18 protein-coding genes are annotated in these 18437 nt (G+C 59.0%); 8 read left to right on the plus strand and 10 right to left on the minus strand.

Features of this window, described 5'->3' with window-relative positions; genetic code table 11:
- The first annotated feature begins 82 nt into the window (after positions 1–82).
- Positions 83–1441 carry a DEAD/DEAH box helicase gene (locus tag ACR3EP_RS06325; protein WP_170348926.1) on the plus strand — a complete coding sequence of 453 codons (1359 nt, stop codon included), beginning with the start codon at positions 83–85 and terminating at the stop codon, positions 1439–1441.
- On the opposite strand, the gene ACR3EP_RS06330 is transcribed toward ACR3EP_RS06325, so the two are convergent.
- Genes ACR3EP_RS06330 through ACR3EP_RS06340 form a run of 3 tightly spaced genes read right to left on the minus strand, consistent with a single transcriptional unit; the run spans position 1438 to position 3441 of the window.
- A complete protein-coding gene (locus ACR3EP_RS06330; RefSeq protein ID WP_480636882.1) occupies positions 1438–2340 on the minus strand; it encodes an EamA family transporter in 903 nt (300 codons plus the stop codon). The two genes, ACR3EP_RS06325 and ACR3EP_RS06330, sit on opposite strands and share 4 nt — an antisense overlap.
- A gap of 20 nt (positions 2341–2360) precedes the next feature.
- Complete coding sequence (locus tag ACR3EP_RS06335; protein ID WP_170549254.1) at positions 2361–3245, minus strand: fatty acid desaturase; 885 nt, start codon at positions 3243–3245, stop codon at positions 2361–2363.
- On the minus strand, positions 3238–3441 hold the full coding sequence (locus ACR3EP_RS06340) for a DUF2061 domain-containing protein (RefSeq protein ID WP_170348929.1): 204 nt from the start codon (positions 3439–3441) through the stop codon (positions 3238–3240). The genes ACR3EP_RS06335 and ACR3EP_RS06340 overlap by 8 nt, the downstream gene beginning before the upstream one ends.
- Positions 3442–3548: 107 nt before the next feature.
- On the opposite strand from ACR3EP_RS06340, the gene ACR3EP_RS06345 reads away from it, so the two are divergent.
- Together ACR3EP_RS06345 and ACR3EP_RS06350 are read left to right on the plus strand one after the other, a co-directional pair.
- The gene (locus ACR3EP_RS06345) at positions 3549–4415 is read left to right on the plus strand and encodes a helix-turn-helix domain-containing protein (protein WP_170533052.1); all 867 of its coding nucleotides are present in this window, start codon (positions 3549–3551) and stop codon (positions 4413–4415) included.
- Between the two features lie 82 nt (positions 4416–4497).
- Entirely contained in the window at positions 4498–4680 is a 183-nt protein-coding gene (locus ACR3EP_RS06350) for a hypothetical protein (protein ID WP_170348931.1), read from the plus strand.
- A gap of 92 nt (positions 4681–4772) precedes the next feature.
- Here ACR3EP_RS06350 and ACR3EP_RS06355 read toward each other — a convergent pair whose 3' ends face one another.
- The 4 genes from ACR3EP_RS06355 to bcoG form a co-directional block, all read right to left on the minus strand.
- Positions 4773–5531, minus strand: coding sequence for an SDR family oxidoreductase (locus ACR3EP_RS06355; protein ID WP_480636885.1), 759 nt, complete (start codon positions 5529–5531; stop codon positions 4773–4775).
- Positions 5528–6994 (minus strand): carnitine 3-dehydrogenase, encoded by a 1467-nt coding sequence (locus ACR3EP_RS06360; RefSeq protein WP_480636886.1) that lies wholly within the window; start codon positions 6992–6994, stop codon positions 5528–5530. Before ACR3EP_RS06360 ends, ACR3EP_RS06355 begins: the two co-directional genes overlap by 4 nt.
- Positions 6991–7479, minus strand: coding sequence for a hypothetical protein (locus tag ACR3EP_RS06365; protein ID WP_480636888.1), 489 nt, complete (start codon positions 7477–7479; stop codon positions 6991–6993). The genes ACR3EP_RS06360 and ACR3EP_RS06365 overlap by 4 nt, the downstream gene beginning before the upstream one ends.
- A 77-nt stretch (positions 7480–7556) precedes the next feature.
- Positions 7557–8471 carry a 3-dehydrocarnitine:acetyl-CoA trimethylamine transferase BcoG gene (gene bcoG, locus ACR3EP_RS06370; protein WP_425080516.1) on the minus strand — a complete coding sequence of 305 codons (915 nt, stop codon included), beginning with the start codon at positions 8469–8471 and terminating at the stop codon, positions 7557–7559.
- A gap of 132 nt (positions 8472–8603) precedes the next feature.
- Here bcoG and ACR3EP_RS06375 point away from each other — a divergent pair, with 132 nt between their 5' ends.
- On the plus strand, positions 8604–9590 hold the full coding sequence (locus ACR3EP_RS06375; RefSeq protein ID WP_170549263.1) for a GlxA family transcriptional regulator: 987 nt from the start codon (positions 8604–8606) through the stop codon (positions 9588–9590).
- Positions 9591–9656: 66 nt separating this feature from the next.
- Here ACR3EP_RS06375 and ACR3EP_RS06380 read toward each other — a convergent pair whose 3' ends face one another.
- From ACR3EP_RS06380 to ACR3EP_RS06390, 3 genes are read right to left on the minus strand one after another with little or no spacing between them, the layout of a single operon-like run.
- Positions 9657–10703: an aldo/keto reductase gene (locus ACR3EP_RS06380; RefSeq protein WP_480636890.1), complete on the minus strand. Its 1047-nt coding sequence runs from the start codon at positions 10701–10703 to the stop codon at positions 9657–9659.
- A gap of 35 nt (positions 10704–10738) precedes the next feature.
- Positions 10739–11197, minus strand: a complete 459-nt coding sequence (locus ACR3EP_RS06385; protein WP_170358808.1) for a DNA polymerase III subunit chi — start codon at positions 11195–11197, stop codon at positions 10739–10741.
- 4 nt (positions 11198–11201) lie between these two features.
- Positions 11202–12668, minus strand: coding sequence for a leucyl aminopeptidase (locus ACR3EP_RS06390; protein WP_480636892.1), 1467 nt, complete (start codon positions 12666–12668; stop codon positions 11202–11204).
- 240 nt (positions 12669–12908) lie between these two features.
- Here ACR3EP_RS06390 and lptG point away from each other — a divergent pair, with 240 nt between their 5' ends.
- From lptG to pdxA, 4 genes are read left to right on the plus strand one after another with little or no spacing between them, the layout of a single operon-like run.
- A complete protein-coding gene (gene lptG, locus ACR3EP_RS06395) occupies positions 12909–14009 on the plus strand; it encodes an LPS export ABC transporter permease LptG (protein WP_480636894.1) in 1101 nt (366 codons plus the stop codon).
- Positions 14009–16171: an LPS-assembly protein LptD gene (locus tag ACR3EP_RS06400; protein ID WP_480636896.1), complete on the plus strand. Its 2163-nt coding sequence runs from the start codon at positions 14009–14011 to the stop codon at positions 16169–16171. The genes lptG and ACR3EP_RS06400 overlap by 1 nt, the downstream gene beginning before the upstream one ends.
- Positions 16162–17415 carry a peptidylprolyl isomerase gene (locus ACR3EP_RS06405; protein ID WP_480636898.1) on the plus strand — a complete coding sequence of 418 codons (1254 nt, stop codon included), beginning with the start codon at positions 16162–16164 and terminating at the stop codon, positions 17413–17415. Before ACR3EP_RS06400 ends, ACR3EP_RS06405 begins: the two co-directional genes overlap by 10 nt.
- A complete protein-coding gene (pdxA, locus tag ACR3EP_RS06410; RefSeq protein ID WP_170549277.1) occupies positions 17412–18377 on the plus strand; it encodes a 4-hydroxythreonine-4-phosphate dehydrogenase PdxA in 966 nt (321 codons plus the stop codon). The genes ACR3EP_RS06405 and pdxA overlap by 4 nt, the downstream gene beginning before the upstream one ends.
- The last annotated feature ends 60 nt before the right edge of the window (positions 18378–18437 follow it).

Here is an 18437-nt window from a genome sequence, read left to right on the forward strand (position 1 = left end):
CGCAATGCAGCGTATGGCCATCCGGGCCCGGCACACCTTTGACGCGCGGGCCAGGTCTAGTGTCCGCATGAACCGGACTTACATGACAAAATTTAACGAACTGAACCTGAACCCGAAGGTCCTCAAAGCCATTGAGGAAGCCGGATACGAATCCCCCACCCCGATCCAAGAAGGCGCAATTCCACCTGCGCTGGAAGGTCGTGATGTATTGGGGATCGCCCAGACCGGCACGGGAAAAACTGCAAGCTTTACGCTGCCGATGATCACAATGCTGGCACGGGGCCGCGCGCGCGCGCGGATGCCACGGTCGCTGGTGCTGTGCCCGACACGGGAACTGGCTGCACAGGTCGCCGAGAATTTCGACACCTATAGCAAACACCTGAAACTGACCAAGGCGTTGTTGATCGGAGGCGTCAGCTTCAAGGAACAGGACGCACTGATCGACCGTGGCGTCGATGTTCTGATCGCAACTCCCGGCCGACTGCTGGACCATTTCGAACGCGGCAAACTGCTGTTGACCGGCGTGCAGATCATGGTCGTGGACGAAGCTGACCGGATGCTGGACATGGGTTTTATCCCCGATATCGAGCGCATCTTCTCGCTGACGCCGTTCACCCGCCAGACGCTGTTCTTTTCGGCCACCATGGCGTCCGAGATTGAACGCATTACCGACACTTTCCTGTCCGCCCCCGCGCGGGTCGAGGTTGCCCGACAGGCGACCGCCTCGGAAACCATTGAACAGGGCGTGGTCATGTTCAAAGGCGGCCGTCGCGATCGAGAGGCCAGCGCCAAGCGCAAAGTCTTGCGCGCACTGATCGATGCCGAGGGTGAAAAATGCACCAACGCGATCATCTTCTGTAACCGCAAGACAGACGTTGATATCTGCGCAAAGTCGCTAAAGAAATACGGCTATGACGCCGCCGCGATCCACGGCGATCTGGACCAATCACAGCGGATGAAAACGCTGGACGGTTTCCGCGACGGCTCGTTGCGGTTGCTGGTTGCCTCGGACGTGGCTGCGCGTGGACTTGATGTCCCGTCGGTCAGCCATGTTTTCAATTTCGACGTCCCCGGCCACCCCGAGGATTACGTTCACCGCATCGGCCGCACCGGTCGTGCCGGGCGCGATGGCAAGGCGATTACTATCTGTTCGGGTCGTGACGAAAAAGCGCTGGCTGCGATTGAAAAGCTGATCCAGAAGGACATTCCAAAGCTCGACAATCCGGTCAAGGACGAACCCAAAGCCGACACGCAGAAGCCTGAGAAAAAGACCAAGTCTGCCGACACGCAAAAGAGCGAAGGCAAAAAGAGCGACCGCAAAAAGGACAAAGAACCTAAAGGTCGTGGCCGTCGTTCGGATAACGGCAACGCGGTTGTGGGCATGGGCGATCACCTGCCCAGCTTCATTGCCCTAAGCTTTGCCGAGCGCCGTGCTGGTTAAATCGCCAGCACCAGCGCCAGGATCGACAACCCCAACAACGCCATCCCGGCGATCTCACGCCGGGTAATGGTCTCGCGGAAAAACAAGATCGATGCGAACAGGCTGAGCAACAGTTCGACCTGCCCCAGCGCTTTGACATAGGCCGCGTTCTGCAAGGTGAACGCAAAGAACCAGCAAAACGATCCGCCCAGACTGGTCAAACCGACAAACACCCCTGTTCGACGTGTCTGCCACACCGCAAGCAGTTCGGTCCGGTCGTGCCACAGCAGCCATAGCGCCATGCTGAGGAACTGGAACGTCACAACCGCGGCCAGAGTGATCAGAGCGCGAAACCACGCGTCGATATCACCCAGTTCAAGCGACGCACCCCGGTAACTGACGGCGGAAAATGCGAACAATACGCCTGACCCCAACCCTAGGCGCGACGCCCGGTTGGTCAGATGTTTCCACCACGCCCCGTCGCCTCCGGGTGATTTGGACAGCAAAAGCACCGCCATCAATCCCAGCAAGATCGCAACCAGACCCCCGTACGAGATCTGATCGCCCAGCACCAGAAAACCGACAATGGCGGTCTGAATTACTTCGGTTTTCTTAAAGGTAATCCCAACCGCAAAATTTCGTTGCTTGAACAAAGCGACCACGCAGATCGTTGCCAGAATTTGCGCGGTGCCTCCGATGACAGCGTTTACCCAGAACCACCCCGTCAGCGGCGGCAGGCTGAAGCCAGTCACCTGCAGCGCCACAATCAACCCCAAAAGCGCCAGTGGCATCGAATACGCGAACCGGGCAAACGTCGCCCCGGCCGCACTTAGCTTTACGGTGCTGAGGGACTTTTGCAGCATGAACCGCACTGTCTGGAACGAGGCGGCAGCGATTGTGATGGGAATCCATAAACTCATGGCCCCCTTGTGTCGCTAAATCAAGGCTTTGGCCAGAGAGGATGTTCCACCGGATCCTTGGCCCGCAGGAAATACGCCTTAAAGATCTGCGCGTAGGACCGGTAGACATATGCCTCATTCCGGGTCTGATACCGATCTTTGCTGGCGCGATATAGCGCAGGCAGGCGGTACCACGGCGCACCAGGATTCATGTGATGAACCACATGCAGGTTGTTGTTTAAAAACAGAAAAGCCAGCAACCCACGATCTTCGATAATCACAGTACGGGCCTGCGGATTTTCATGCGCGCGATGTTCAAGGAAGGTGCGGATCTTCACCAGCCCCAGCCCGATATAGGCGGACAGAACATACGCCCAAATCGGCATTGCCGAGTGCCCGACCACCCACAGAACCAAGGCCACCCCAACCAGATGCAGCGCCCAGGCCCGCAGGATGCCAAGGTCGCCCAGCAACGCACCGCGTAATTCACTCCGCGTGAATATGAATTGGCCAATCGCCGGACCCAGCACCATGCGCCCCAATAACGTGTTGTTCACAGACAGCAGCCATCGCTGCCACCCGGCCAATGCACCCCAGACCTGTGGATCCAGATAGTTGGTTTCAGGATCGTCATAGGGGTCGGTCAACGTCTCATCCCGATGATGGGCAAGATGCAAGTCGCGGAACCTCTGATACGGGATGAACAGGGTCAGAGGCAGCGCCATCAGGGCCTCATTCAGCCATTTTGTACGAAACGGGTGGCCGTGCAGCGCCTCATGCGTCAACGAGGAATGGAGCGCCGCAACCAGACCCATCACCGGAATTGCCAGCCAAACCGGCATCAGGAAAATCACCGCCAACCACGCCCCATAGCAAGCCAGGATCAGGGCGAACGTGCGCCACTCGGGTGAGGCCGCCTTAGACATTGCGCCCCCATGAGATTTTGGCCCAGACGCGCTCGTAAATAACGTACATCGTCAATCCGATGGCCGTGTTCACTATCGCCAGTGTCCCGCCCACAGCCGCCGATCCGGTCGCGACCAGCCCGACCAGGGTCATCACCAGCAAGCCCATCGCATTCCACAGCACCGCTTTCACGACTGATCTGCGCCGTGTTTCCATTCCGTCACCCATATTATTGTTGTGTCTTCAAAATTACGGGTCACTGCATCCGTTGAAAATTCTGAATATGATTAACAAAACTCATCAGCTGTGATATTTTAAAACATATGCAGGAAAAAATCGACAAAAGAGACCGCGCGGCACAGTTCCGTACTCGCCTAGCCCGGGCGATGGAGGAGCGACACGTCAGTCAAAGCGCGCTGGCGCGTCAGATTGCGGTGGACCGTTCGACCGTATCGCAGCTTTTGACGGGTGAAGGCGCGCGCTTGCCAAATGCACATGTGGTAGGCAGTTGCGCCTCGGCGCTGGGGGTTTCGGCGGATTGGCTTCTGAGCCTGTCCGACCGCCCCGAAAGCGCAGCGGAATTGTTGGCCAGCTCGCTGACAATGACCGAAGCACCACGTGCGCTGGTGGATGAGCGCATCTTTGAGTGGCATCAAGAAGCCGCAGGGTACAAAATCCGTTATGTTCCAGCGACTTTGCCCGATATGTTAAAGACCCGCGCGGTGTTGGAGTGGGAATATGCCCCGCATCTGGGGCGGACGGCGGATCAGGCCATCGGTGCCTCGGCTGACCGGCTGATGTGGATGCGCAGCGCGCAATCCGACTATGAAATCGCCATGCCGCTGTATGAAATCGATAGTTTCGTTCATGCGCGGGGCTATTACGACGGTCTTTGTCCCAAAATCCGGTTGGAACAGATCGACCATCTGCTGGAGATTTGCCAACAGCTCTACCCGCGCCTTAGAATCTATCTGTTTGACGCAAAACGGCTTTATTCCGCTCCGGTTACGATTTTCGGCCCTTTGCTGTGTGTTTTCTACGCCGGCAGCCACTATATGGCCTTTCGGGACCGTGATCGGATCGAAACCTTCACCCGCCATTTCGACCGACTGGTACGCGAGGCTGACCTGACTGCGCGCGACTTCACAGAACACCTTAAACGGCTGCGCACGCAAATTTCCGACCACTAAGGATGCACCTAAGCCTGTCTTGTGCTATCGTCGTTCGGCGCGAACCTTCGGGTATTCCGATCACAGACGGAGGACGACAGGAATGGACGCACTACAGACCGCTCAATACGCACGGGCCTTATATACTGTTCACGGCGACCGGGCCGAGGCGGAAGCCGCACAAAAGATGCGCGAATGTGAAGCCGCCGGAAATAGACAGGAAGCGCTAGACTGGCAAGCTGTCCGCCAGACCATCCGCCAAATTCGCGGGCCAAATCAGGGCTAGCTTCAGCGTTTCGAAAAAGCCCTGCCCCAAGCCGATCACCAATGCCCTTATTGCGCCAGGGCATTGGGGTTCTGTGTGTTTTCTAAACCGAGTTAGATTTTCGGATCTGGATTCACCGTGTGCCCATCCACGGCAATAACCTGCCCCGAAACTAGCCGCGCCGCATCCGAGGCGAGGAACACGGCCATGTTTGCGATATCGTGACCTTCAACAAAGCGCCCCATCGAGGTACCCGAAGCATACCCCGCATAGACCTGATCGCGGGTCATACCTTTTGCGGCCGCTTCGCGCGCCAGCACACCCTCCATCCGTGGGCCTTCAACCGCTCCAGGACAAATCGCATTGGCGCGAATACCGTGGGGGCCAAGTTCCATCGCGAGGGTTTTCATCAGGCCAATCACCGCCCATTTCGCCGCGGCATATGGCGCGCGGTACGGGTACCCGTATTGACCAGCAGTTGACGACGTCAGGGTGATGACGCCCGCCTGCGCGGTCTTCATCAAGGGGGCTGCATGTTTCACGGCCAGAAAAGCGCCCTCGAGGTTGACCGAAACGCAGGACCGCCAATCTGCCAACCCGATATCCTCGATCGCGTTTGTCGGTCCTGCCGTGCCTGCATTGGCGCACAGCGCATCCAATCCACCTTCGGCTGCGATATCCTGAAAAACGGCGCTCATATCGGACTCACTTGCGGCATCGGCGCGACGAGCCTCCCAGTGATCCGGCACCGTATTCAAAGCAGCCTCGTCAATATCCGTGATCCAAACACCATAGCCCGCATCATCAAATGCTTCGGCCATGGCACGGCCAACGCCCGAGGCGCCAGCCGTAATCAGAACCCGCCGGGTCATGCGGGTTTCCGGATCGCGGCGCCCGCGCCTTCGGGATAGGGCAACCCTGCCTGCGCCTCGGCGATCCGCGTCATGGCGGCCTCGATTTCCGGCGACGGTGCGCTGGGGCGACGAGATTCAAGGCTGACATGCAGCAGGAAGCTTTCGCCCGTGGCCAGCAGCTTGTCGCCCTCATACATGCTGTGGAACACGTGCAGCTTCTTGCCCTGCCCCAACAGCATCTGCGTGCGCACTTCGATCTTGGCGCCTGCGTGTGCTTCGTCGACATACCGGATGTGGTTTTCAGCGGTGAAATAGCTGCCGCCCGAGGTGATGTAATCCGCGTCGCAGCCGATGATCTCCATGAATCGGTCGGTCGCGGCGGCGAAGGCTTCCAGATATCGCGCCTCGTTCATGTGGCCGTTGTAATCGGTCCAGTCCAACGGCACCGCGCGGGCCAGTGTCAGGATCGGCTGGCTTAGGTCTGCCTGTTCCAGCGTCGGCAACGCGCCGGGCTTCAACAACGCGTCATGCTGGTTCAGCACCGCGCCTGCGCCATAATTCTGCGCTTTGAGCGCGCGCATCATGCCCACAAGGTTGTTGTCACGGATCCGCTCCAGCTCGCGGATCGAGTGCATACCCGACTGCGCGTCCGACTGATCCGCGATCAGGTCGACCAGTTCATCAGAAAAGTCCGGCACGTCCATCAACTTGGTCCACGGCCATTTCAACGCTGGCCCGAACTGAGCCATGAAGTGCCGCATCCCGGCCTCACCTCCGGCCACGCGATAGGTTTCAAACAGGCCCATCTGCGCCCAGCGAATGCCAAAGCCCATGCGGATGGCCTCGTCGATCTCTTCGGTCGTGGCGATGCCGTCCTTGACTAACCACAATGCCTCGCGCCAAACGGCCTCAAGAAATCGGTCAGCGATATGCGCGTCGATTTCTTTCTTGATGTGCAGCGGGAAAAACCCGACGGACTTCAGCAGTTCTTGTGCCTTGGCAACCATCTCGGCCGAGTTTTTGCCGGTTGGGACCAGCTCAATCAACGGCAGCAGATAGACCGGGTTGAACGGGTGCGTCACCACGATCTGCTCGGGCCTCAACGCGCCCTCCTGCAATTCAGAGGGTTTAAATCCGCTGGTCGAGGAGCCTATGATCGCATCTGGATCACAAACCTCCTGCAACCCCTTGTAGACCTTCAGTTTAAGGTCCAACCGTTCCGGCACGCTTTCCTGTATCCAGGCGGCACCCTGCACGGCCTCCGCCATATCGTCGTAGAACGTCAGAGATCCCTCGGACGGCAATGGCACATCGCTCAGCCCCGGCAAGGAGCGGCGCGCATTATCCAGAACCTCACCAATCTTACGCTCGGCCTCGGGGTCCGGGTCGAACACCCGGACGTTCCAGCCGTTCAGTAGAAATCTTGCGGCCCATCCGCCGCCGATGACGCCGCCGCCAATGATCGCTGCTGTTTTTGTCATTGCTTAACTACTTTCAGTTCTTGAGGGTCAAACCCATTTTCACACAAAATGTCTTGCGCCATCGCCTGTTTTTCTTGAGTGATTGACCTGTGCCTGCTCAGTACGATGGCAAACACACCGTCCTCGCGCGCCAATACAACCAGTTCTGCTCCCGCACTCACGTACATGATGTGTGTCTTCGCCGGGCTTGCCGAAGTGATGTCGTACTCGAATGCAGTCCCGGATCGCCGGGTCGGCACGCTCAGGTGGTTTTCATAACAACCGTCCGCTCCGGAGGTGTATCCCGAGCAGTCAGTTATATCCGGATCTTGCAATTGATAGCTAGGGATTGGCTGGTCCAACAACCTAACCATATACCGTTGCGCACCTTTGCTTTTGCGCCCGATCGCGGCGAATTCGAAATACGGCTTATCAAAGATCGACCAATTCACCGTTTCGACCGGTTTAAATGTCGATTGATGCCCTCGCAAACCGTCATTGCCCACCGAACTGCACGATGCAAGCAAGCTAGCGAACAAACAAGCGACAGCGCGCGAAGGAACCCTGCGGCACATATTTGCACTTAGCCCTTTGGCGCCCGCTTCACTAGCCCCAACTTGTCACGCACTTCCTGCGCGCCGATCACCCGCGCGCCCATGTTCTCGATGATAGTCCCGGCACGTTCGACTAGTTGCCAATTCTCGGCCAGCACGCCCTTGTCTAGCCACAGGTTATCCTCAAGCCCGACGCGCACGTTGCCGCCCGCCAATACAGCCGCCGCGGCATAAGCCATCTGATTGCGGCCCAGAGCAAACGCACTGAACGTCCAGTCATCCGGCACGTTGTTGACCATCGCCATGAAGGTGTTCAAGTCATCCGGCGCGCCCCATGGCACGCCCATGCAAAGTTGCACCAAAGCCGGGCTGTCCAGAACACCGTCCTTCACCAACTGCTTGGCGTACCACAGATGGCCGGTGTCAAAGGCTTCGATCTCGGGCTTCACGCCCAAATGTGTCATCATCCGACCCATCGCCTGCAGCATGCCCGGCGTGTTGGTCATGACGTAATCGGCTTCGGCAAAGTTCATGGTGCCGCAGTCCAGCGTGCAGATCTCCGGCAGGCATTCCGCAACATGTTCGACCCGCGCGGCTGCACCGATCATATCAGTCCCGTCCTCGCGCAGCGGCAGCGGAGATTCGGTTGGGCCAAACACCATGTCCCCACCCATCCCGGCGGTCAGGTTCAGAACGACGTCAACCTCAGCCTCGCGAATGCGGTCCGTGACTTCGCGATACAGGTCCAGACGGCGGCTGGGTACACCGGTTTCAGGGTCGCGTACATGGCAATGCACCACCGCCGCCCCGGCCTTGGCTGCGGCAATCGCACTGTCGGCGATTTGCTTGGGTGAGCGCGGCACATGTGGGCTGCGATCCTGTGTCCCTCCCGAGCCGGTAACGGCGCAAGTGATGAAGACTTCGCGGTTCATTTCCAGAGGCATTGTGTTTTCCCCAAGTTATACCCGGTTTTGCCATGAGTTTTCCCCAGGCTTCTCCACGGATTCCGATTTGCGTTCACCCCCGACTCTGACGCAGCCTTGTGGAAACACTTGCCAGAATGCGAATCGAACTTGATGAAATCCGCAAAAAACATACTTCAACCCGAACATCGCGCCCTGAAAACGGCCGTGCTGGTTCTGGACGAATGCAACACGCTCAGCTTTGCGTCAGCCGTTGATCCGATGCGGGCTGCCAACCGTCTGGCAGATCGTCCTGCTTTCGACTGGGACTACGTGACCGCCACGACAGAGCCTGCAATGTTGACCAGCGCACTGAACGTACCGGGTGTTCCGCTGGCGCGGTTGCAAAGCTGCGATCTGATGATCGTTGTCGCGGGGTTCCAACTGGCCCGACACGCCACACCCAGTTTGCTGGCCGGACTGCGCCGTATTGCGGGCATTGGTGCCACCATGGCGGGCATCGACGGAGGCCCCTGGTTGTTGGCCGAGGCTGGCCTTCTGGATGGACACGCCGCCACAACCCACTGGGAAGACTTGGACAATTTCGCCGCCCGCTTCCCCGATGTTGATGTGCGCCCCGACCGGTTCACCGTATCCGGAAATCGCCTGACCTCAGGTGGCGCTATCCCAGCGGTCGAAATGATGCTGCACATTATCGCTGCCCGCCACGGTGCCGGTTTTGCTGCCCGCGTCTCGGGTCTTTTCCTGTACGACGGTGCGCCCGAGCCCACAAAACCGCAAAGCCGGACCGGTGCCCCACACCGCCATACGGCGCTGACGGCCAAGGCAAACACCTTGATGGAATCTTCGCTGGACGAGCCGCTGCCACTGGCGGACATCGCCGAAACCCTCGGCACCAGCCCCCGCACTCTGCAGCAGCAATTTCGCCTGCGCCTGAACACAACGCCGCAAGACCACTATCTGCAGTTACGCCTGGCCGAGGCCCGCCGCCTGGTTACCGACACCGACATGCCGCTGATGGATGTGGCCCTGGCTACGGGGTTCGCCTCACAATCCAGCTTTGCACGTGCTTTCCGTACCGCACACGGCCTCTCGGCCCGTGACCTGCGGCAGGAACGCATCCAGCCCACCCATCACTGAGGAATCCGCTTCAGCTGGCTAATAGAATCTCGGGGAGGCGTACCTCGTGCAGCGGAGGCAGATCCACTAGAACGGCATAGGATGCGCGCGGTGCGCCTGACCGATTTCTGCCACGACCTCATCGGACAGCCGCAAGTCCTTACCGGCCAGGATATGCTCCAGCTGTGCCACCGAGGTCGCGCCGAAAATAGCCGACATCATGAACGGCCGCGTCCGACACCAGGCCAGTGCCATATGCACCGGGTCCAACCCATGCCGCTCAGCAATCTCCAGATAAGCCGCCACGGCCCCAAACACGCGTGGACCGGTGCGCCCGCCCATCTCGGGCACCAGCGACATACGTGATCCGATGGGCACCGCATCATCCTGATACTTGCCGGTCAGAAATCCCGCCCCCAACGGAGAAAAGGCCATCAAGCCCACATCTTCATGCACACTGAGTTCCGCCATATCCGTATCGAAGTGCCGGCATAGAATCGAATACTCATTCTGAACCGAGGCCACACGCGGCGCGCCCATCTGCTCGGCAATCCGCAGCCATTGCGCCGTACCCCAAGCGCTTTCGTTGGACAGGCCAAAGGCGCGGATATTGCCCTTGTCGACCTGTACTTGCAGGGCCTCAAGGCAATCCTGCATGTTGTCCAATACTTCGTTGGTGTTGTGCCCCGAAGGTGCATAATTCCAGTTTTGCCGGAACATGTAACTGCCCCGGTTCGGCCAGTGAAACTGATAGAGATCAATGCAATCCGTGTGCAGCCGCCGCAGTGAGCCTTCGATCGCTTCGGGGATCGTCTTTCCCGAAATCTGCGCGCCATCGCGGGCGTGGGCGAACCCTGCCCCCGAGTGTTTGGTTGCCAGTACGTAATCTGCACGACGGGACGGGTTGGCAGCGTTCCAGCTGCCCAGAATCTCTTCGCTCCGACCCACGGTTTCCCTTGCGATCGGGTTCACCGGATACATCTCCGCCGTATCAACGAAATTGATCCCGGCTGCCAGCGCCATATCCAACTGCTTGTGACCATCCGCCTCGGACGTCTGTGTGCCAAAGGTCATCGTACCCAGACATAAGTCTGTCACCGAAATCCCCGTGCGGCCTAATGGTCTTGTTTCCATCTGTCAGTCTCCGGAAAGCTTTTAAGTTCAGCCTCTTACGCCTCGGCCTTCTTCTCCCACCGGCCCGATTCCTCGGACCAGTATTGCGCCGAACAACCCGCGCTAGTTAGTGCTTTCCACTGGCCGCGCGCCTGCTGGACAGCCATATCATCATTGCCATCGAACAGGATGCAGACACGCTCCAGCGAAGCCACCTCGTCGGCGTTTACCGGCGCGCCGTCCACGGCCATGACACAGGCCGGTTCATTGGCTGCCTCTGGCCCGGTCGTCAGCAAAACAGGCTGCGCCGCGTCATGCGGGCCACCTTCGCGCCCATGTGGCAGGAACCCGTCCTCGGGCCCCAGCCACAGCTTTTCATCCAGCCAGTCCATCCGCGCGGGATCTGTGCCCCGCACGGCAATCTTCCACCCAGCCTGCCGCGCCTTGTCCAGCAGCACCGGCAAGGTGTGTTCCAAAGGCTGACGGGTCAGGTGGTAGAAATAGACGGCCCCCATACGACTACTCGAAGTTATCCTGCACCAAACGGCTGAGCGCGCGAACGCCCCAGCCGGTTGCCCCTTTGGGCGCATAGGATGTTTCCGACGACACCGAGGCCACGCCCGCAATATCGAGGTGAATCCAAGGCGTTTCTTCTTTCACAAAACGCTGCAGGAATTGCGCCGCTGTGATCGAGCCTGCCGGGCGACCGCCGACATTTTTCATATCAGCAATGCGCGACTTCAACTGTTTGTCGTACCCTTCGCCCAGCGGCAGGCGCCACGCGCCTTCATCCTCGGCCTTGGCCGATTTCAGGAAGGCATCGCAGAACGTGTCATTGTTGGAAAATACACCGGCATTCTCGTGGCCCAGACCAATGATCACCGCGCCGGTCAGCGTGGCCAGATCGATCATGCCCACCGGTTGGAACCGCTCTTGCGTGTACCACATCACATCGCACAGAACCAAACGCCCTTCGGCGTCGGTGTTGATGATCTCGACCGTGTCGCCCTTCATCGACTTGACCACATCGCCCGGACGGCTGGCATTGCCGGACGGCATGTTTTCGACCAGCCCGACCAGACCGACCACGTTGGCCTTGGCCTTGCGCTTGGCCAACGCACGCATGGTGCCAGCGACAACGCCCGCACCGCCCATATCCATGGTCATGTCTTCCATGCCGCCTGCGGGCTTTAGCGAGATACCACCGGTGTCGAACACGACACCCTTACCCACCAGAGCCAGTGGCGCGTCGTCCTTATCACCGCCGTTCCACTGCATCACCACAACCTTCGAGGGGCTGACCGAACCCTGCCCGACGCTCAGCAGCGTACGCATGCCCAACTCGGCCAGTTTGTCCTCTTCCAGAACCTCAACCTCAAGGCCCAGCTCCGCCATCTCGGCCAAACGGTCGGCGAATTCAGTGGTGGTCAGGACGTTTGCAGGCTCGTTGGTCAGATCACGGGTCATCCGCACCCCATCGGCCACGGCGTATTGCGGGGCAAAGGCGGCTTCGACCTCGTCGGGTTTCTGATGACTGATGGTGACGGTGCCAACCTCTTCCGCCTCTTTGGTCTTGTGCGCATCGAAATCATAGCTGCGCAGCACGATGCCCATAGTCAGATCTTCGGTCCGGACCTGATTGCCTGCCATCACCAGCACGTCCTTGCCCCCTGCCAGCTTGGCCAGCGCCGCGCCCGCCTTGCGGGCCTCGGCCGGATCAGGACGGCGGGGCAGGATCACGATATCCAGCGCCTCGGCCGCCATTCCACCAGGCCAAGCCATCGAGATCACATCGCCCGTCTTTACCTTTTCAAACCGGGGACTTTCCACCAGACGCGCCACCGCACCGCGGGTCAGACGGTTGGCCCGACGCACCGCGGGGCTCATCTTGCCGTCCGATGGGATGATTACCACCACCCGGCCTTCGGCTTGCGCCATTGCATCCGTATCAAAGGGCTGAAACCGGATCGGGACAAGACTGCTCATTGCGAACTCCTCAAAAACTGTTCCCCAAGACCTAGCCCGCACCGCGCGGCTTGACCAGATAGCAGTTTTCCCCGCGTGCCAATTGCATTACAGTCGCGGAAAAATTCCGGCAGGATCGGGGGAGAACGAATTGGCGAGACAGGGCAGGCATATGCCGTTGCGCATCCGCGCAGGCGAAGGTGATTCTGGCCGTTTCGGTGCCGATTTCACCTGCTGCCGGATCAAGGCGGAGGCACAATCGTGATCCTCGACCGCTATTTCGCCCGCCGGTTCATGCAAAGCTTTCTGGTCATTGGCGGCATTTTTCTAACGCTGCTGATTCTGATTGATCTGGTCGAACAAGCCCGCCGGTTCAACTCGGAGGGGCTGTCCTTTGGCACGCTGCTGCACCTGACCTTGCTGAATTCACCCGCAGCGATCAGCGAGATGCTGCCCTTGCTGGTCATCCTTGCCACCATTGCATTGTTCATCGGCTTGGCGCGCAATTCCGAACTGGTAGTGACACGCGCCATCGGGCGGTCCGGTATCCGGGCGCTGCTGGCTCCGGTCACGTTGGCATTGATCATTGGGACCCTCGCGGTGGCCTTGCTGAACCCGATCACCGCCGCCACGTCCGAGGAGTACCGACGCCTGTCTGATGCCTACAAAGACAAAGGCAACTCGGCGCTGTCGATCACCAGCGAGGGGCTTTGGTTGCGGCAGGGTTCGGAAAATGGGCAATCGGTCATCCACGCGCGCGGCACCACAAATGCGGATGCGTTGGAACTAACCGGCGTAACGATCGTTACATTTTCGCCGGATGGTAAACCAACACAGCAAATCAATGCCAATCGGGCACAGCTGTCGAACGGGTCTTGGATATTGCACAATGCCAAGATCTGGTCTCTGGCGGATGATATGAACCCCGAGGCGACGGCTCAAACACATCAGCGCATCGAAATTCCCACCACGCTGACGCGCCAGCGCATTCTGGACACGTTGGGCCAGCAGGATTCCGTATCCGTCTACGACTTGCCACAGCTTATCCGTGATCTCCGCGAAGCCGGATTTTCCACCAAGCAATATGAGGTCTGGTTGCAGGTTCAACTTGCGCGGCCGCTCTTTCTGGCGGCCATGGTGATGATCGGCGCGGCCTTTACCATGCGCCATGTCCGTTTTGGTGGCACCGGTATCGCGGTTCTGTCCGCAGTGCTTTTGGGATTCTCAATCTACTTCGTTCGCAACTTTGCCCAAATACTCGGAGAAAACGGTCAATTGCCAATCTTCGTCGCAGCCTGGGCTCCGCCCTTTGCAGCCATTCTTCTTTCCCTTGGCCTTCTTCTCCATGCGGAGGACGGCTGATGCGGCTCATATCAAGTCTTTTGCTGTCCGGCGCTGTGGCTCTGGCAATGCCAACAGGTGCCGCCGCCCAGACCCAATCAGCCCCTGGCCCGGCGCAGGACACCCAGCAAGAGGACCAGCCCGCCCTGCTGGTGGCTGACGAAATCTTCATCACACCCGAACGCGTGCTGGTGGCTGAAGGCAATGTCGAAGCTTTTCAGGGTGACATCAAAATCACCGCTGACCGCATCACCTATGACCGCGATACCGGCGCGCTTACGCTGGAGGGGCCAATCCGTATCGATCAGGCCGGTGATACGACAATCCTGGCGGACTCGGCCGAACTGGATGACGGTATTCAGAATGGCCTGCTGATCGGCGCGCGGATGGTGTTCGACCAGCAGGTGCAGATTGCTTCGGTTCAGGCCACGCGCGCGGCGGGCAGGTATACGCAGTTCAGCAAGGTTTCGGCCACCTCGTGCCATGTCTGCGCGAATGGCAAACCGCCGATCTGGCAGATCCGGGCCCGCAAGGTCACGCATGATCAACTGGAACGGCAACTCTACTTTGAGGGGGCGCAGCTTCGGGTGCTGGATGTACCGGTGTTCTATTTCCCCTATCTGCGACTGCCGGACCCGACGCTAGAGCGGGCCACCGGGTTTTTGGTGCCGTCGATCCGAACCACCTCGCAGTTGGGCACTGGCGTCCAGGTGCCGTATTTCATCAAGCTGGGTGACCACAAGGATCTGACACTGACGCCCTATGTCTCGTCCAAGACCAATACACTTGGGTTTCGCTATCGACAGGCCTTTAAAAGGGGGCGCATCCAGCTTGAGGGTGCCTATACCCGCGATGATCTGCAGCCGGGTGAAGATCGCGGATACTTGTTTGCCAATGGCTGGTTCAACCTGAACGACGGTTATCGGTTCCTTTTCAACATCAGAACAACGTCAGACGATGCTTATCTGGCCGATTATGGCCTGCCAGATCTGGATCGGCTGCGTAGCCAAGTTGCGCTGGAACGGATCAAACGCGACACGGCGTTCCGTACCAGTTTCACCCACTATAAAACCCTGCGCGATAGCGAAGAACAGGACGAAATCCCGTCACGGATCTTTGATCTGTATTATGAAAAGCGTCTGTTCCCGACCTCTGTGGGCGGCGAGGTTCGGTTGGGCTTTGTTACTCACGCGCATGAACGTACCAGTGACGAGGATATCGTCGGACGGGACGTTGCTCGTGCCACTTTTGATGCAGAATGGCTGCGCGACTGGACCTTTGCGTCGGGCCTTCGGGCTGAGGTGCGGGCCGGTGCGTCGGTTGATGCGTTCAACATTCGTCACGACAGCGATTTTCCCGATAACGTCACGCGCACCACGCCGCGCGCGGCATTGACGCTACGCTATCCAATGCGCAAGCGCGAGTCATCGGGGGCGACCCAGATATTGGAACCGATTGCCCAGATTGGATGGACCCATGTCTCGGACGATGACGTGCCAAATGACGAAAGTACGTTTCAGGAATTCGATCAGGGTAACTTGCTGTCCCTGTCCCGCTTTCCAGCTCCCGACCGGCGCGAAGACGGCGTGACCGGCGTTGTGGGCCTGAACTGGTCCCGCTATGCAGCCGGCGGCTGGCGGGCTCTTGCCACGATAGGTCAGGTGTACCGTGCAGATGCTGACCCCAGTTTCAACCTGACCTCGGGCTTGCAGGGGACAACCTCAGACTTGCTGCTGGCAGGTCAGATTCAAACCAATAACGGCTGGCGTCTGGCCGGCCGTGGCTTGTTAAACGGAGATTTCAGCTTTTCCAAAGCCGAACTGCGGGTCGGCTGGCAACAGCCGCGGGTCGGCTTCACCGGAAGCTATGGCTGGCAAGAGCCGGACCCGGCTGAAGGTATCGACGACGAGATTTCCGAAGTTCGGTTGACCGGACGTTACCGGGTGGATCAGAACTGGAACACACGGGCCCTGGCGCGCTATGACCTAAGCGAATCCGAACCGATCCGCTATGGGTTGGGGGTGACGTATCAGAATGAATGCGTACAGGTTAACATGAATGTCAGTAGGCGCTTTACTTCATCATCAAGTATTGAGCCTTCGACAGAATTCGGCTTTACCGTAGCCTTGACGGGGTACTCCGTTAACAGTGGCGGCCAACAGTACAAGAGAAGATGCAGTTGATTTCAGGTTTCACCAGTTTCCTCCGCTCCGGTTGGCTTAAACCGGTCGCCCCAATGCTGATCGGGGCTGTGCTGGCTTTGACGTCGCCACAAGCTGGTGCCCAAAGCCTGTTTTCCCCGGCGATCAAAGTCAATCAAGACATCATCACCTGGTACGAGCTGTCACAACGGCAACAATTCCTGACCGCACTGGGTGCCCCCGGTGCGTCCGACGCCGAAGTCCGTGATGCGCTGATCGACGAAAGGCTGCGTCGCCAGATTATGCGCGAGGCCGGGATCCAGGCCGCCCCCGAAGACATTCAGGTCGGCATAGACGAATTTGCCGCGCGTGGGCAGTTGTCTACAGACCGGTTCTTGCAATTGCTTGCCGATCAGGGTGTTGATCGCGAAACCGTTCGGGATTTCGTGGCCGATCAGGTTGCTTGGCGCGACTATGTCAGTGCGCGTTTCCTGTCACAGGCGCGCCCGTCCGAGGAGGAGATCAACCGTGCCCTGGGTCAAACTGACAGCGGGGGCCTGCAAGTGTTGCTGTCCGAAATCATTATTCCGGTAAATCAGCAAACCCTTGCCCAGGCGGATCTGCTTGCCCAAGAGATTGCCCAACTGCAGGGGTTTGACTCCTTCTCAGCCGCAGCCACACAATATTCAGCGGCAGCCACCCGCGATAATGGTGGACGACTTGACTGGCTGAGCCTCACCAGCCTGCCGCCAGCACTGCAACCGGTGATCCTGGGTTTGAAGGACGGAGAGATCACACAGCCGCTTTCGTTGCCCAACGCCATTGCGCTGTTCCAGATGCGCGGACTGCGTGAGGTCGCGACCAGCGCGACCAACTATTCCGAGATAGACTACGCGATCTATAATATGGCCGGTGGCCGTAGTGCTGAAACCCTGGCACGGGCGGCCAAACTTAGAGAAGAAATTGACACCTGCGATGACCTCTACGGCATCGCCAAGGACCAACCACCAGAAGTATTGCAACGGATTCAGGCCAGCCCCGGTGAGATTCCGCGTGACGTGGCGCTGGAGCTTGCCAAGCTTGACCTGAATGAGGTGTCCACCACGCTGACCCGCAACAATGGCCAGACCCTGATGTTCCTGATGCTCTGCACCCGCACCCGTGATCTGGGCGAAGAGACTTCGCGAGTGGACGTTGCCAACGCGCTGACGCAACAACGTCTCGAGGCTTTTGCTAACAGCCTTGTGGCACAGCTGCGCGCCGAAGCAAACATTGTCGAGCAATGACATCCCCAATCGCGCTCAGCTGTGGTGACCCGGCCGGAATAGGCCCGGAAATCGCAGCCAAAGCGTGGTCGGACCTTCGCCACACATGTCCGTTCTTCTATATCGGTGATGCAACCCACTTGCCGCCGGGAACGCCGGTTGTTCGCATAACTGACCCGTCCGAATCTGTTAAAATCAGCGCCTCGGCGCTGCCGGTTCTGCAATTGGATTTTCCGGCGCCCAATGTCCCCGGCCAACCCAATCCGGCCAACGCGCCCTCAGTCATCGCCGCTATTGAGCGCGGTGTTTCGCTGGTGCAATCCGGTGCGGCCTCGGCGCTTTGTACCGCGCCGATCCACAAGAAAGCCCTGATCGACGGCGCCAGCTTCGCTTATCCCGGCCATACTGAATTTCTCGCCGCCCTGGCCGGTCGGGACCGGGTGGTCATGATGCTGGCCAGCGCGCAATTGCGCGTGGTGCCAGCAACCATCCATATCGCGCTGTCCCGGGTGCCTTCGGCTCTGACCCCGGACCTGCTGCACGACACCATCGCAATCACCGTCCAAGGACTGCGCAATCAATTCGGTATCGCGCATCCTCGTATTGCCATCGCGGGTCTGAACCCCCATGCCGGTGAAGGCGGGAAGATGGGCCATGAAGAGTTGGACTGGATCGCGCCCCTGATCGCCGACCTCCCTGACGACAGCTACACCGTTACCGGGCCACACCCTGCCGATACGATGTTCCACGCCGCTGCGCGCGCCCGTTATGACGCAGCGATTGCGATGTATCATGATCAAGCACTTATCCCGATCAAAACGCTGGATTTCGATCGCGGGGTCAACGTGACGCTTGGCCTTCCCTTTATCCGCACCTCACCCGATCACGGCACCGCACTGGATATCGCAGGCCAAGGCATCGCCACACCCACCAGCCTGATCGAAGCACTTAAGCTGGCCCAACGCATGGCACAAAGCGCTTGACCCTTCTGTTGGCTGAAAATACCCCAACCAAAGGCAAAATCATCGGCGCGCCCCGCGTCA

The organism is Ruegeria sp. BB10 (assembly GCF_056535725.1).